The sequence below is a fragment of the Rothia sp. 88186D007BW genome, from assembly GCF_053544215.1.
This window is the reverse complement of the sequence record NZ_JBPPTR010000002.1, coordinates 59,660-74,468: the sequence shown is the minus strand read 5'-3', so window position 1 is coordinate 74,468 and position 14,809 is coordinate 59,660. Positions and strand designations below refer to the sequence as shown.

Annotated in this window: 16 protein-coding genes; 11 read left to right on the top strand and 5 right to left on the bottom strand. The window is 57.4% G+C overall.

The annotated features are described in order from the left end of the window. The first annotated feature begins 69 nt into the window (after positions 1 to 69). The 10 genes from pdxR to ACEE09_RS01555 all read left to right on the top strand — a co-directional run bounded on the left by pdxR (position 70) and on the right by ACEE09_RS01555 (position 8,055). A complete protein-coding gene (gene pdxR / locus ACEE09_RS01600; RefSeq protein WP_449081470.1) occupies positions 70 to 1,650 on the top strand; it encodes a MocR-like pyridoxine biosynthesis transcription factor PdxR in 1,581 nt (526 codons plus the stop codon). A 60-nt stretch (positions 1,651 to 1,710) separates the two neighbouring features. Then, entirely contained in the window at positions 1,711 to 2,331 is a 621-nt protein-coding gene (locus tag ACEE09_RS01595) for a hypothetical protein (RefSeq protein ID WP_449081468.1), read from the top strand. A gap of 284 nt (positions 2,332 to 2,615) precedes the next feature. After that, on the top strand, positions 2,616 to 2,924 hold the full coding sequence (locus ACEE09_RS01590) for a transposase (protein WP_449081466.1): 309 nt from the start codon (positions 2,616 to 2,618) through the stop codon (positions 2,922 to 2,924). A gap of 47 nt (positions 2,925 to 2,971) precedes the next feature. Continuing rightward, entirely contained in the window at positions 2,972 to 3,247 is a 276-nt protein-coding gene (locus ACEE09_RS01585) for an IS3 family transposase (protein ID WP_449081464.1), read from the top strand. 27 nt (positions 3,248 to 3,274) lie between these two features. After that, complete coding sequence (locus ACEE09_RS01580; protein ID WP_449081642.1) at positions 3,275 to 3,442, top strand: DDE-type integrase/transposase/recombinase; 168 nt, start codon at positions 3,275 to 3,277, stop codon at positions 3,440 to 3,442. A 247-nt stretch (positions 3,443 to 3,689) separates the two neighbouring features. Next, on the top strand, positions 3,690 to 4,265 hold the full coding sequence (locus ACEE09_RS01575; RefSeq protein WP_449081463.1) for an ATP-binding protein: 576 nt from the start codon (positions 3,690 to 3,692) through the stop codon (positions 4,263 to 4,265). 59 nt (positions 4,266 to 4,324) lie between these two features. After that, on the top strand, positions 4,325 to 4,729 hold the full coding sequence (locus ACEE09_RS01570; protein ID WP_449081461.1) for a hypothetical protein: 405 nt from the start codon (positions 4,325 to 4,327) through the stop codon (positions 4,727 to 4,729). 12 nt (positions 4,730 to 4,741) lie between these two features. Beyond that, positions 4,742 to 6,013 (top strand): amidohydrolase, encoded by a 1,272-nt coding sequence (locus ACEE09_RS01565; RefSeq protein ID WP_449081459.1) that lies wholly within the window; start codon positions 4,742 to 4,744, stop codon positions 6,011 to 6,013. 107 nt (positions 6,014 to 6,120) lie between these two features. Continuing rightward, on the top strand, positions 6,121 to 7,206 hold the full coding sequence (locus ACEE09_RS01560; protein WP_449081457.1) for an enoyl-CoA hydratase/isomerase family protein: 1,086 nt from the start codon (positions 6,121 to 6,123) through the stop codon (positions 7,204 to 7,206). Positions 7,207 to 7,275: 69 nt separating this feature from the next. Next, positions 7,276 to 8,055 (top strand): enoyl-CoA hydratase, encoded by a 780-nt coding sequence (locus ACEE09_RS01555; protein ID WP_449081455.1) that lies wholly within the window; start codon positions 7,276 to 7,278, stop codon positions 8,053 to 8,055. An 85-nt stretch (positions 8,056 to 8,140) separates the two neighbouring features. Here the strand turns inward: ACEE09_RS01555 and ACEE09_RS01550 are convergent, their stop codons facing one another. Further along, on the bottom strand, positions 8,141 to 9,049 hold the full coding sequence (locus tag ACEE09_RS01550) for a hypothetical protein (protein WP_449081453.1): 909 nt from the start codon (positions 9,047 to 9,049) through the stop codon (positions 8,141 to 8,143). A 222-nt stretch (positions 9,050 to 9,271) separates the two neighbouring features. Between ACEE09_RS01550 and ACEE09_RS01545 the strand changes: the two genes are divergently transcribed. After that, on the top strand, positions 9,272 to 11,014 hold the full coding sequence (locus tag ACEE09_RS01545) for a hypothetical protein (RefSeq protein WP_449081451.1): 1,743 nt from the start codon (positions 9,272 to 9,274) through the stop codon (positions 11,012 to 11,014). Between the two features lie 139 nt (positions 11,015 to 11,153). Here ACEE09_RS01545 and ACEE09_RS01540 read toward each other — a convergent pair whose 3' ends face one another. The 4 genes from ACEE09_RS01540 to ACEE09_RS01525 all read right to left on the bottom strand — a co-directional run bounded on the left by ACEE09_RS01540 (position 11,154) and on the right by ACEE09_RS01525 (position 14,782). After that, on the bottom strand, positions 11,154 to 11,726 hold the full coding sequence (locus ACEE09_RS01540; protein ID WP_449081450.1) for a YdhK family protein: 573 nt from the start codon (positions 11,724 to 11,726) through the stop codon (positions 11,154 to 11,156). A 92-nt stretch (positions 11,727 to 11,818) separates the two neighbouring features. Then, positions 11,819 to 14,101 carry a heavy metal translocating P-type ATPase gene (locus tag ACEE09_RS01535; RefSeq protein WP_449081448.1) on the bottom strand — a complete coding sequence of 761 codons (2,283 nt, stop codon included), beginning with the start codon at positions 14,099 to 14,101 and terminating at the stop codon, positions 11,819 to 11,821. Between the two features lie 75 nt (positions 14,102 to 14,176). Further along, positions 14,177 to 14,392, bottom strand: coding sequence for a heavy-metal-associated domain-containing protein (locus ACEE09_RS01530; RefSeq protein WP_449081446.1), 216 nt, complete (start codon positions 14,390 to 14,392; stop codon positions 14,177 to 14,179). Between the two features lie 54 nt (positions 14,393 to 14,446). Next, positions 14,447 to 14,782 (bottom strand): metal-sensitive transcriptional regulator, encoded by a 336-nt coding sequence (locus tag ACEE09_RS01525; RefSeq protein ID WP_449081444.1) that lies wholly within the window; start codon positions 14,780 to 14,782, stop codon positions 14,447 to 14,449. Positions 14,783 to 14,809: the final 27 nt, after the last annotated feature.

Here is a 14,809-nt window from a genome sequence, read left to right as displayed (position 1 = left end):
TAAAAGTGGTGCGTGGACGCCGGTGGGCTAGTATCGGGAGAGAATGCAGCCTTGTGAGGGGAGTGTAGTGTGGCGGAGTATTCGCGCTTTGATCAGTTGCCGGTGAGTGTCTCACGGTCGGCGCCGGGGTCTTTGCCCTCGCAGGTAGCTGAGCAGATCCGGTCTTTGGTCTTGGGTGGTTTTTTGCTGGCCGGTGACCCCCTGCCCTCTACCCGTGCGCTGGCTGAGCGCCTGAATGTTTCACGTGGAACAGTTGTTTTTGCCTATGAACAGTTGGTGGGGGAAGGCTATTTAACCAGCGGACGCGGGGGCACCCGCGTCGCAGCCCACCTCGCCTTGGGAGCCTCAGGGCTCTCTGCGCCAGCTCTCTTTGCGGGGGAGACTAGCCCCGCACAACTGCCCATTGTGAGCGGAGAAGGTGGGCGGGCGTCCGCACACACCTCAGCAGTGCATACTGTTCACCCTCACGCGGGCCCTGATGAAGGTATTGATTTACGCCCGGGTAGCCCTGACACCTCTTTAGTGGCAAGTTCTGCCTGGCGGGCGGCCTGGCGGCAGGCGGCAGCTACCCCCGGGGCCGCTTACCCTCCTGCCGGTTCCTATGAGCTGAGGGTGCAGTTAGCTGAGCATCTGCGGCTGATGCGGTCGGTGCTACGCACTCCTGATGACCTGTTGGTAACTGCTGGCACTCGCGATGGGTTCCGCCTGCTTCTTACTGCTCTGCGGCGTAGGGTGCGTAACCGTCCGCTCCGTATCGCAGTGGAGAACCCCGGCTACCCCTCCTTGCACCGCATACCCCTGACCTTCGGTCATGAAATCCTACCTATCCAGGTTGATGAACAGGGCCTTAACCCCGCCTACCTGCCAACGGGAGCGCAGCGGCCGGACATCGTCCTTATAGCCCCCAGCCACCAGTACCCGCTCGGGGCCTCTATGCCGCTGGCACGACGCCTAGAACTTTTAGCCTGGGCACGCACCCACGATGCCCTCCTCGTTGAAGACGATTACGACTCCGAACTGCGCTATGTGGGCGACCCCCTACCAGCCCTGGCCTCCCTTGACCGCCCCCCTCTACTGGGAGGAGCAGAAGCCCACCCGGCCCGCTGGGCATCTGACCGGGTGGTCACCCTGGGGTCTTTCGCCAAGATGCTGATACCCGGTTTAAGTCTGGGGTATGTGGTGGCCCCAAGACACGTTCAAGCTGACCTTCTAGAGCTCCGTGCTGATTTGGGCAATCCGGTGTCATCAGTGGTGCAAGATGCTATGACCGCTTTCTTAGCAGCAGGTGGGGTGCGCCGCCATACGGCGCGCATGCGCCGGATCTACCGAGGCCGCCGTCAGCAGGTTCTCACCGCCTTACAAGAGGTACCCGGCGTAAGCGTGCTACCCATGGACGGGGGCCTGCACACGGTCATATCTCTGCCCGGTGTCGATGCCGCCTGCGGGGCAGCTTTGGAAGAAGAACTGGTGAGCGCAGCCCAAGCCGCCGGGGTGCTGATAGCACCCCTGGGAAACTACTGGTCATCCCGAGCAGAGACCGGCGAGGGCCTCTACGGGCTGGTTCTAGGGTTTGGTGCGGTCAGCAACCGGAAGCTAGCCCAGGGCCTAGACACCTTGAGCCAGGTACTTAAGGGGCATCTACCGGCATAGGCCTCTAGAGAAGGGCGCTGCTACACGGCGGCTTTCAGCCTGGCTGGTTAGACTGGTGAGGTGACTTTTGATTCCCAACACCCCGAATCTGATCAGGCCAGCAGCGGGCAGCAGGCTACGCCCCTGCGTCCTCATGACCCTCTTCTTGCTCCTGACCTGACCGCCCCCACCCTAGTGCAAGCCCTAGTTTTTCTGGCTTTTGGTCTCACCACGGTTTTCTGGCAGGAACCGACCCTGGGGGTCATTACCGTCATGCTGGGGCTTTACCTGCTGGGGTATGCGGCAGCCTCCTACTTCATCGCCCGCAGGCTGCATCAGGTGGGCAGTAGCAGCACAGCCCAGGCCTTTACTTCTATGGCCCTGGTTCAGGCTGCCGGTGGCGTGCTAGTTTTTGTGGCCCCGCGCGGGGAAGTGTGGCTTACTCTCATTGCCGCCGGCGTGCTGGGTTTGACCGGGGTTCTGAAGCTTCTTGCCGGTATGCGCACCCAGGCTGATAACCCGGTAGCCCGCGACTGGAAGCTAGAGGGCATTATTGTGACCCTTTCGGCTGCTGCCCTGCCGTGGGTATCTGACATTGGGGACAAGGCAATTATGGGTACTGCCGGTGGCGGTGCCCTGGCCGCCGGTATCTTCTTAGTAATTGGTGCCTTGTCCTTACGCGCGGACGCCCGTCACAGCTAGGCTGATGCGAGATTTTACATAGTTGTTTATGAGTTGTTGAAAGTTTTTTTACTTACCCATATGTGCTATGGCTTGGTGAAATAAGTGGTTTAGGTGATTGTTTATCTCTATTCAGAGGCAGAGTTGTTTAAGAGTTGTTTTTCTTTGGCTTACTCATAAGGTGGAAACAACTCTCCTATACTGGTAAGTATGACCGTCATAGACACAGCCCATAATGAGGTTACCCTCGAATAGTGGACACCCGATCAGTGCGGATCTTGTGTCCGCCAGAGAGGATGTTCATTATGAGTCAAACACGCCGTAAGTATACCCCGGAATATCGGGCTGAGGCGGCCAGGTTGGTCATTGAGACTGGTCGGCCGATTGCTCACGTTGCTAAAGAAATCGGAGTTGGCGCCGGTTTACTGGGCAGGTGGGTCAAAAACGAGCGCGAACGCCAGGGAAATGCCGATGGAATGAGCGAGTCTGATCTGCGTGCTGAGAACGCCAGGCTGCGCCGTGAGTTGGCTGAGGCTCGGATAGATAACGAGTTCTTGTCAAAAGCAACAGCCTTCTTCGCTGCGAAGCAACGACAGCGGAACGATTCGAATTAATACGGCAGGAGAAGGCAAATTACAGCATCAAGCGCATAGCCAGGCTTTTGAAGGTATCTCGTTCCGGCTACTACAAGTGGGCCCAGGCACAGCACAAACGCGATTGCGGCGAGGATAGGGGCCAGAACTACGTGGATGCCCTGGATAGGCAGATCAAGAAGATTTGGGATGAATCAGATGAAGTCTACGGCTCACCACCGATCACCGTGGCGCTAGCCGATGACGGGTTTATCGTTGACCGTAAGACTGTTGCCAAAAGGATGCGGCTGATGGGTATTGAAGGAATCTCGCCCCGGACGTTCGCGCCTGTGACCACTATCTAGTCTGAGCACGGGTCGGACCTTCCTGACCTGGTTAAGCGCCTGTTTGATGCTGGTGAGCTTAACCGGGTATGGCTATCGGATATTACCTATCTGCGCACCTGTGAAGGCTGGTTGTGTCTGTGCGTTATCCGTGATGGGCATTCTCGCTGGGTGTTGGGCTGGGCGATGGATGCGGCCAACACCAAAGCCGCTTAATTACGTGTCCACGATTTGCGGGCAACCCCACTTTTTTTAGGGTAGCTTGGTGATAGGTAGTGCTGATTTCTTATGGAACTCTCGTAGAGAAGCAGAAGGTAGAAGCGTATCTTCTTCAACTCGCCACGAAATTCTGAGAGAACTAGGTCTTTTGGATCAGCGTACTGGCTATCTAAAACGAGCTGGTGAGATTCTCTTATTATCTGCAGAAGGAGCAAGCGTCACTATTCGGCACCTATGGAGACCCATGGTCGGTGCTGACCTGCAGGTCAACGAGTTTTCAATGCCTCTTATTCTGGCGCTTCCCTCGGAGCGGCGGCTGATTGGTGAGCAGGCTTCTCGCGAGGTTGACCGTATTCAATTTCCTGATGGGCAGGAATATCGAGTGCCTCGATTCCCTGACCTGGCTATTGACGAAGCCTTGACGAACGCGGTGATTCATCGTGATTGGAGAATCGCTCGACCTATCGTTATCGACCAATCACCGGGAGTGCTGAAAATCTGGTCACCAGGTTCTCTTCCTGCTGGTGTCAGTGCAGACAAAATTCTGGTGACTCAATCGATACCGCGCAATGCCCGGTTGATGACCGCGATGAGAGTCTTAGGTCTTGCCGAGGAGTCTTCGCGAGGGTTTGATCGCATGTGGGTATCCATGATTTCGACGGGACGTCCTGCTCCAGAGGTTATCGCAGAGGAAGATTTCGTCGAAGTGGTGATGTCTGCTGCCTGGGCCTCAGAGAGGACCGAACACACGATGGGTGCTCCTAAAAAATCATCATTCTTAGTCATATGGGAGAAAATTAGAGAAAGATATGCCACCTGAGCAAATTTGCTACTGAACCCGTAGACTGGTGGGGGAATTGGTTTTCAGGAGGAATGGTCTTGGCACAGAAGAGTGAATCACCCCGTGGCGGGTTTAAGGCGCAGGTGCGCGGCCCGCTGCTGATTGCGGCTGTCTTGGCTCTGGTGGCTTTCGTAGGCGTCATGCTTTTTGCAACCGGCGGTACGAAGAACGCCCCCAATATAGTGCTGGCCCTGACCGTTGCAGGGACCGTTTTTGTGGCCACCTTGGTCATGTGTGCAACCCTGATTCTGGTGGAGCGCCCCAACGACCCTGACCTGGGTGAGGGCACCGGTATTAACCGGTCGTCCGCCCAGCTCTACGCTGAGGCTCGCGCCCGCCGTGAAGCCGAGACCAAACGCCGTGAAGCTGAAGAGAAGAAGCACCAGGCCCAGTCTGCCCATGCAACTGAGGCACAACAGACCAAGAAAGAACCCGGAGCCTAAGGGGTAAGCGTCATGACTAATAACCTGCCTGCCAGCCTGATTCTGAGCGAGACCGCCATTGCGGATCAGATTCAAGAGTACAAGTACCTGCACCAGAACCCTGAGCTTTCCCACCGGGAGTACAAGACTGCAGACTATATTGAGCAGCAGCTAGCTGAGATGCCTTTAGCCCCTGGTGTTGACCGTCAGGTGCACCGTATCGGAGAAACTGGTGTGGTGGGTGTGCTGAGCCGCGGGGAGGGCGCAACTGTGGCCTTCCGTGCAGATATTGACGGTTTGCCCATCACTGAGAAGTCTGGCCGGGACTACGCTTCACAAGCTACCGCCGAGTATGAGGGTGCTACCAGTGGGGTGATGCACGGGTGCGGTCACGATACCCATATTGCTGCCGCTCTGGGCGCTGCCCGTCTCTTTGCCGCATCTGAGGCCTGGGAAGGGCAGCTGGTCTTTATCATGCAGCCTGCTGAAGAGGTAGCAACCGGCGCGGACGCCCTGCTTGAGGCTGGGCTCTGGGAGAAGGTTCCTCACCCGGTGGTGCTCTTTGGTCAGCATGTTTTCCCTTTACCTGCCGGGCATTTTGAGGTGTCGGCCGGGGAGTTTTTGTCGGCTGCTGATTCCTGGGATGTCACTGTGCGCGGGGTGGGCGGGCACGGCTCCCAGCCTGAGGTTACAGTAGACCCTATCGTGCTCGGCGCGGCCATGATTACCCGCCTACAGACGGTGGTTTCTCGTGAAGTTTCTCCGCTTGATTCGGCCGTGGTGTCGGTGGGCGTCTTCCAGGGCGGTTTGAAGAATAACATCATCCCTGATTCAGCACGCTTTACTCTCAATATCCGCACCTTTAGCCCTGAGACTCGGGAGCGGGTGCTCACCGCCGTAGAGCGCATTATCCGCGGTGAGGCTATGACCGCAGGCGCCCCTGAACCTATCATTGAGACGCAGGCGGGCTTCCCCGCCACTATTAACGATGCGGACGCCACCGCCCGGGTGCAGCGAGTGCTGGCAAGCACCTTTGGGGCTGAGAAAATATTTGCTGATGATACTCAGCGGCGTATGGGCAGCGAAGATTTCAGTAAGTTAGCAACGGCCCTGGGTATACCCTACGTTTTCTGGGGTTTTGGTGGCTATGACTACACCCGGATTGATGATCCAGCTTCCCTGCCGGGTAACCATTCCCCCTTCTTTGCGCCCGACCCAGAAATCACCCTGGCATCAGGCACCCACGCGGCGGTAGCCGTCCTGCTCGATGCCCTAGAGCACTATAAGGCCCCTCGTCAGGGTTAGAGAGGCTGTCAGCTTCACCAGACCCTGCCTAACTAGCCCGCCCCTGCCTAACTAACCCGCCCCTGCCCGGTAGTTAGCCTGCCCCCGGTAATTTAAGGAGACCCACTATGACCCATACACCCGGCACCCAGCCTGACCAGAGCGTCCTGACCGAAAAACGGGGCACCCTGGGGGTTATGACCCTGAACCGACCCCGGGCAGTCAACGCTCTCAACTACGAGATGACCCAGCTGCTCAACACAGCCTTGGATAACTTCGAACAGGACCCTGAGATTACTGCGGTGCTCTTGCGCGGGGCAGGGGAGCGGGGCCTATGCGCTGGGGGCGATGTGGTAGCTATCTATAAGGCCACCGCTGATGAGCCGGCCGCGGGTGAAGAATTCTTCGGCGTGGAATACACCATGAATCTGCGGATTTCCCGCTTCCCTAAACCCTATATTTCACTTATGGATGGCCTGGTGTTAGGCGGCGGGGTGGGCGTCTCAGCGCATGGCTCTCACCGTATTGTCACCGAGCGTACCCGCACCGGCATGCCCGAAACCGTCATTGGTTTTTCCCCCGATGTGGGTGGCCTCAACATTCTGGCCCGCGCCCCGCACCAGCTGGGCACCCTCATGGCAGTGACTGGCTTGCATGTTACCGGGGCGGATGCGCTGGCAGTTGGCCTAGCTGACTACTTCGTCCCCTCTGAGAAACTCGATGAGCTAGCTACCGCCCTAGAAAATGTTGAGGGGGCGGACGCCGCCACCGGCATCATCGAGAGCTTCGCAGCTGATGCTGGGCCCTCCCAACTCCTAGAGAACGCCTCCTGGATTGAGTGCGCTTTCGCCGCTGATTCTGTAGAAGAAATTCTTGAGAGAGTGCAGGCGGTCGCTGAGTCCGGTGGTGAAGGCTCTGACTATGCTGGGATCGTGCTGGCGGCTTTGCAGAAGAACAGCCCAACCGGTATGAAGGTGGCCCTAGAGGCTGTGCGCCGTGCTGCTCAGCAGACCTTAGCTCAGACTCTGAACCAGGATTTTGTGACCTCCTGTAATGCCCTGATTCAGCACGATATGCGTGAGGGTATCCGCGCCCAGGTGGTCGATAAGGACCGCAACCCACAATGGTCCCCTGCCACCCTGGCGGAGGTCTCCCGCCAGAGCGTTCTGGCTTTCTTTGAACCAACACAGGCAGGGGAACTAGGACTGGCCTAGTTCCTGCCTAGCTCAGTTTCTGTCTAGCCCAGTTTCTGCCCCGCCTCGTTCCTGTTAAGGAGAAACACTATGACTACCTACGACAATATTCTGGTTGAAACCCGCGGCAGAGTAGGGCTGATCACCCTTAACCGCCCTCAGGCGCTCAACGCCCTCAATAACGCCACCATGGGTGAGGTTGTTGCCGCCGCAACCGACTTTGACCGTTCGCCCCAGGTGGGGGCTATCGTCCTAACCGGTAGTGAAAAGGCCTTTGCTGCTGGTGCCGATATTAAGGAAATGTCGTCCCAGACCTATGCCAGCATGCACGCCGCCAACTGGTTTGCCCACTGGGATAACCTCACCGGCCTGCGCACCCCCATCGTGGCGGCCGTCAATGGGTATGCTCTAGGCGGCGGGTGCGAGCTGGCCATGATGGCTGACATGCTGGTAGCAGGGCCTTCGACAAAGTTTGGCCAGCCCGAAATTAACCTGGGTGTTATCCCCGGTATGGGTGGCTCCCAGCGCCTGACCCGAGCCGTGGGTAAGGCTAAAGCCATGGACATGTGCCTAACTGGGCGGTTCATGGGGGCTGAAGAGGCTGAGCGGGCCGGTCTGGTCTCTCGCCTGGTAGAGCAGGATGCGGACGTCCTCCCCACCGCCCTAGCCATGGCAGAAACTATTGCCTCCACATCAAAGTTCGTTGCCCAGATCTGCAAAGAGGCTGTTAATACTGCCTTTGAAACCACCCTAGCCCAGGGCATCGCCTTTGAGCGACGCACCTTCCACGCACTTTTTGCTACGGAGGATCAAAAAGAGGGCATGGCTGCTTTCATTGAGAAACGAGAGGCTGATTTTAAGCACCGTTAAAATCTCACCTGCTCTCCTTTAAAGAGTGAATCGCCCGTGCAGAGGTCTCTGTACGGGCGATTCTTGTATCTTGTATGGTTTAAGGCTACTGGTCGCAAATATCAATACCGAAGGTGTGCTTAATCTCGGTGCGGATGTTGTGCCATACACGGCGGGTATCGCTAGGGGTGTTGGCCATGGTGCACTTGATGCCGGGGTAATCAGGGTGAGTGATATAGTCGTGGGTCTTTCCTGCGTGGATGTGGAAGCCGAGGCTCTTGAGGCGCTTTTCCATAGATTTCTTATCCTTGGGCAGGCTGATAGGCTTCTTTGCTTTCTGGCCAGACACCTTGATTTTAGGTGTTGCCGGTTCCGGGGGAACGGGGGCTTCATGGAGGATATCTAGCTGCTCGGCCTTAGTGAAGATATCCATAATCTGGTTATTGTTGAAGTCGATGCGGCAGAAGAGCTGATCATCTGCTGAATAGAAGTGTGTGATGCGGCCTAGCACCATGTCTTCTTTGAACTTGTGGGTGCTCAGTGCTTCAAGAATGTAATCCTTGGCCAACCCCAGGTGGTCAAGGTTATTAATGGCCTGCCCGGTGAAAGTGAGGCTGTACCAGCTGAGCTGGTCTTCTGCAGTCTCTTGCAGGTATTTTGGCTTGGTGTAGGTCAGCGGAGGACGCTTGAGATTTTTGAGATCAGCCGGTGAAGGAACGGCAGGTTTTTCGGTGCTAGCCCCTGCTTCTTTGCTGGGGGTTTCTACGTCTTCTGTGGTGTCTGTTTGTAGTAGCTCCTGAGAATCTTCTACTGCAGCAGGCTGGGGGTGGAGGTTTTGTGGGGTACGCCCTGGGCCGTGAAGTTCAGCAGACAGGTTATCGGAGGCCTTGTCGTTGCTGGTTTGTGGGGGGGGGTCTTTTTCAGGGAACCAGGTTTTGAAGATGAGCTGGCTTGCCGCTTTGAGCGTGTGGTGTCGTAGCTGGGCGTATTTTTTGAGGGGGGCAAAGAATGACATTTCTTTCTCCTTCTGGAGTTGTGGGTTATTGATGATTGATGGTGGGGTCTTACGTCCGTGTAAGACTGTGTCTGCTGCCACCGATAAATAGGCTATCTACCGTTTATACATGATGGCAATCCGGTGCAAAAAGAAATATATTTAGGGTAAATATCCTAAATTGTGGTGGGCCTGCCAAGAACCCACCACCAACACCCCCCAGCGCACAGAAAGACAAAACCCATGGGCAGACCCAAAGGATCCAGCGACCTCCACTTCTGGGAAGAATTCACCCAATGGCTCAACGAAGTAACAGACACCGAAAAATTCAAACTCAAAGGAGCCGCCACCAACTCCCTCAAAACACACAACAACAAGGCAATCGCCCAAGCCATTGAGAACGTCCTGAACACCTACGACCCCGAAACCTACAACGGCAACCAGCCACCCACAGACCGCCCCACCTACATCAAACCCGAACACATCTACGACTGGTTCAACGGGAAAAGAAAACCCCGCCTCCAGCTGCTCCCCATCCTGGCAGAAGCCCTACGCCACGAGAACCAAAACAAAGTCGAAGCTATCTTCCAGCTCTACCAGCGGCTAGGACTACTCGATGAAAACAGCCACCAAACCATCATCGAACTCATGGAAGAAAACGCCCGCCTGAGCGAACGCAAACGTAAAGAACAAAGAGACCTGCGAAACCTCCAGGTGCGCAAATACGCCATCGCAGCAGCCCTGGAACTACAAACCCTCACCGACGCCGTACTACGCAGCCGCACCTACGCCATGACCATCTGGCCAGCCCACGAAGGCCCCATGGAAGAGAACTACCGCATGACGGTCGCCCACCGGCTAGATTTCAAACGCCTTGACCGCCAAGACTTCGCCCCCCGAGAGCTACGCGAACACGAACTCATGGGGCCAGCCCTAGAAAACTCCCGAGCCATAGCATCAGAACGCCGCCCCCGCTGGTACCTGACCATCAAAAACCACGTTAACTATTTCGACCTGCCCTACACCGGCCTCACTCGCATTATTCCTCCCCATAAACTCAAAGAACCACCCTTCCAGCGCATACTCATTTACAGCCTGACCTCTCAAGGCTGGGTCGATGAAATTGGTGACTTTTTAGGCCGACTCCTAGGCCTACCTTTTACCTCCACCCGCTATCAAACCTATCTTCAAGAAAAAGAACAAACATCAGGAAACCGCATGGACTATATGCGCCGCTACCTGCAAGATAAAGCCCGTAAAAATCGCGATAAAAACACCTCAAACGCCCCACAAAAAGGCAAAATTGTTAGCTACTACGGCGACCTCGACCCAGAGATGGAAGAGCACGTCAGAGAACAATTCGATATGGTGATATGGATGGACGAAGACGACAACATCATGCACCATATCGCCCTCAAAAAACGCGATGATTCACACGACCCCCAAGAAGCCCACAAAGAACAGATTACAACCAAAGGGCAGCGCCTTAAAGAAAAACTCATCGCCAGCAGAAACCGCTATAAAGCCGACACCACCCTCCTCAATAAAAACACCCACCCCATGCCAGTAGAAATACTGCCCAGATATCACAAAAATAAACACGGAGAAGCAGTAGCAAATGTTACCGCCCGCTGGGAACGCGTTTTTAAAACAGTATTTGAAATTACCAGAATCCTCGAAGGCAATAACTACGGTGCTCTCTGTAACCCCTTTATCCGAGCCACCAAAACCATGCCCGCAGAAGAACAAAACACCAGAATCTTCGCCCTCTGGTTAGCTGAACAAATCATCACTGAGGTCACCGACCCCAGCACCAACCTCACACAAGACCAACGCAAAGAAGAACAACGACAACTCAACAACATCCTCTCCCAGCTCTGCACCACAGACATCACAGACTGGTTCAGCACCGACCCCCAGGCCAGAGAAAAGGCCCTCACGGCCCTGCGCTCCCAAGCAGATGCCATCTTCAGAGCAGACCCGTAAGCCCGCTGCCTCACACGTCCGCCCACCCCACCAAAAAACGCAGGCCGCAAGCGACACAAGGGGCTAACCCCTGCTGCCGCTTACGGCCTGCCAGGCTTCACAGCAATCTACCTAAGAGGCAAACTACTCCACCAGGGCCTTACTTAACCCCTTTAATCTCTGACTCAGTAACCCACTTGTGGTTCTTCATGGTCATACCCCCAGCGGTGAAATCAACCATGTACACAGTCTCATCGGTGGAGGACTCTACCGTGCCCTCCGCACCCTTCATACCGTCCATGTGCTCAGCCTCAATCGTCACCGGCGCACCGTCAGCAAGGCGCTCGCTACCGGCGTCCGCCAGTTCTTCCTGCACTACCCACTTGTGGTCAGTGACAGCCTCAGAGCCATCGGTGGGGGTGTAGTTCACCGAGTAAGTGTAGGTCTGGTAGGCACCCACCACGGTAGCGGTGGCTCCTTCCATGCCGCTCATGTGGTCAGCGTCAAGAATGACCTCGGTACCGACCGGGTAGGTGGGGTTAGCTGCCTCGATTATGCCAGCGGGGGCAGCCCCACCATCAGCCGGGTGGTGGGCGTGATCTGCGTGCGCCGAAGCAGAAGAAACCGCAGTTTCTGTCTCCTCCTTCAGGTTTGACTGGTCTGCACCGCACGCTGATAGGCCTAGTAGGGCCAGGGTAGCAAGCGCCAGGGCGCGGGTGGGAAAGGTGTTCATTATTGCCTCCTTGAGAGGGGTAGGGGGTGGGTTTTATTTTCTTCAAAGGGGCCCACCATATAAGCGGCCCCCTAGGGTGAAGTTGTAGGGGCTTAGGTGAAGCGCAGGAGTCGGGTGGAATTGAGCACCACGAAAACTGAGCTAAGAGCCATGGCAGCTGCTGCAATCATAGGGTTGAGCAGGCCTGCCGCTGCCACCGGGATAGCAACAGTGTTGTACGCAAAAGCCCAGAAGAGGTTGCTCTTAATAAGACGCAGGGTAGCCCGGGAGAGCCGAATTGCTGTGGGCAAGGAGCCCAGGTCACTGCGCACAATGGTCATATCGGCAGCTTCCATAGCCACATCGGTGCCTGAGCCCATAGCAACCCCCACATCGGCCTTAGCTAGGGCGGCGGCGTCATTCACTCCGTCACCCACCATGGCCACTCCGGCCCCGCCCTCTTGCAGGTCGGTGATGGTCGCTAGCTTCTCATCGGGGCTCACGCCTGCATAGACCTTCTCCGGGTCGATGCCCACCTGGGCTGCTACAGCTCGGGCAACCGGCTCAGCGTCCCCGGTCAATAGCACGGGGGTTAGGCCTAGGGCCCGTAACTGGGCCAGGGCCTCAGACGCGCCAGGCTTAGGTATATCTTGTAGGGCCAGTAAGCCCGCAGGCTGCCCATCAAGGGCAAGGACGACGGTAGTGCGCCCCGCTTCTTGACCGGCGCGTAGGGCGCGAGCCTGGGCGTCATCGAGTGGGATACCTTCGGCGGCAAGGAAGCTGGGCTGGCCTACCAGCACCGTAACCTCCTGGCTCTCACCTGTAGCGCCCTCTTCTCGGAGGGTTGCTCGCACCCCACCGCCGGGGGCGGACTCGAAATCGGTGACCTCCGGCAGGGTCTTTGCCTGCTGGGTTGCTTGCTCTTGTGCCGCCTGGCTAATGGCACGTGCAATAGGGTGCTCAGAGCGGGACTCTGCCGCCCCGGCTAAGGCCAAGAGTCGGCTAGCGTCCTGGTGTTCGACGTCGGTAAAGGGGGCGACCTCAGCCAGGGCGAGGGCCCCGGTGGTGACGGTGCCGGTCTTATCGAGCACCACGGTGGTCAGGTGCTTGGTGGATTCAAGCACCTGGGCTGAGCGAATCAGAATACCTAGCTGGGAGCCGCGTGAGGTGCCCGCCAGCAGAGCGGTGGGGGTAGCTAACCCCAGGGCGCAGGGGCAGGCGATGACCAGCACTGAAACAGCGGCGGTGAAGGCGGCATTGAGGTCCCCGCTAACCAGTAGCCAGCCTGCCAGGGTGGCTAAGGCCAGGCAGATAACAATAGGAACAAAGACGGACGATACCCGGTCAGCTAGGCGGGCGATAGGGGCCTTGGTGGACTGGGCCTCAGCAACGGTACGGCTCATCTGAGCCAGCACCGTATCAGAACCCACCCGGGTTGCCTTCACCGTCAAGGAGCCGGAGGTGTTGACGGTCGCCCCCACTACGGCGTCCCCAACCCCCACCTCAACCGGCACGGACTCACCGGTGAGCAGGGAGGCGTCCACGGCCGAGCGTCCCTGAACAACCTGGCCGTCTACCGCAATTTTCTCGCCGGGTCGCACCAGGAAAAGGTCGCCAGGTAGCAGGTCTTTGACAGGAATCTGCACCTCACGCCCACCGTGAAGAACCGTGGCAGATTTAGCCCCCAGATTCAGCAGGGCCCGTAGGGCCTGGGAGGAGCGTCGGGCGGTGCGGTGCTCAATCTGCCGGCCTGCCAGCAAGAAGAGGGTAATCATCGCGGCCGCATCGAAGTAGAGCATGTGGTCCATGCCGTGCCCACCGGCGGACGCCCCGTGCCCGGCATGGGCGGTCATAGCCGGGTCTATAGCCAACTGCCAGAGCGAAAAAGCGTAGGAGGCAATCACGCCCAAGGAGATGAGGGTGTCCATGGTGAAAGAGCCGTGCCTGAGGTTAATCCAGGCCGGGCGGTGGAAGGGCATGGCCGCCCAGGTCGCTACCGGCAGGGTCAGGGCGGCTACCACCCAGCCCCAGTGAGGGAACTGGAAGGTGGCAAACATAGACATGAGAAAGACCGGCAGGGTAAAAATGAGTGCCACCCACAGGCGGGGGGTGAGCGATTCCTGCTCGGTCTCATCGTCCTGGGTGGTGGCGTCCTGTTTGAGGCTGGCCGTGTACCCGGCTTTCTCGATAGTTTCGATGAGCTGCTGGTCGGTGATAGAGGCAGGTGCCACCACGCGGGCGGTTTCTAGCGGTAGGTTGACCGAGGACTCTACCCCGATTTTTTTGAGCTTGCGTTCCACACGCCCCACGCAGGACGCGCAGGTCATGCCCCCTACCTTGAGGTTAACGATGCGGGTGTCACCGGTGAACATCTCAGCTGTGGGTTGGCTAGGCATGACTCCTTCTTTCACTTAGTTTGTAGTGTTTGGTGCCTGGCGGGGCGGACGCGTGTCCGCCCCCTGTATCGGTGATTAGCTGACGGGGGTGAACCCGGCTTCTTCGATGGCAGCTGAGACGGCGGCGCTGTCTAGGTCGCCGGTGTGGTTGATGGTGACGGTGGATTCGCCGCCTTTGACCACGTCGATTTCTACGCCGGTGACGTTCTCAATTTCTTCGATTTCTTCGCGTACGCTCATGGCGCAGTGGTTGCAGGTTAGGCCGGTTGCTTTGACGATGGTTGCGGACATGGGTTTTCTCCTTGGGAGTAAGGGGCGCGGACGCCCGTGGTTGGGGTATGGGGGCTAGCTTTTGAGGAGTCTGGTGATAGCTGCCATGGCTTCGCTGATTTTGTCATCGAGTGGGGCGGTGTCGCCGGTGGCTTCAGACTGGGCTGCGGCGTCAACGACGCAGTGGCGCACGTGGTCTTCCAGAAGCTGAACGGAGAGGCTGTGGAGGGCCTTGTTGATGGCGGCGACTTGGGTGAGGATGTCGATGCAGTAGACGTCCTCATCGACCATGCGGGCGATACCGCGTACCTGCCCTTCGATGCGGCGCAGACGTTTGAGGTAGGCCTCTTTGTTGGCGGTGTAGCCGTGGAGGTGCCCGTGCTCGTGGAGGGTGCATCCTGGTGTGCTCATATTTTTAACATATACCCCCTGGGGGTA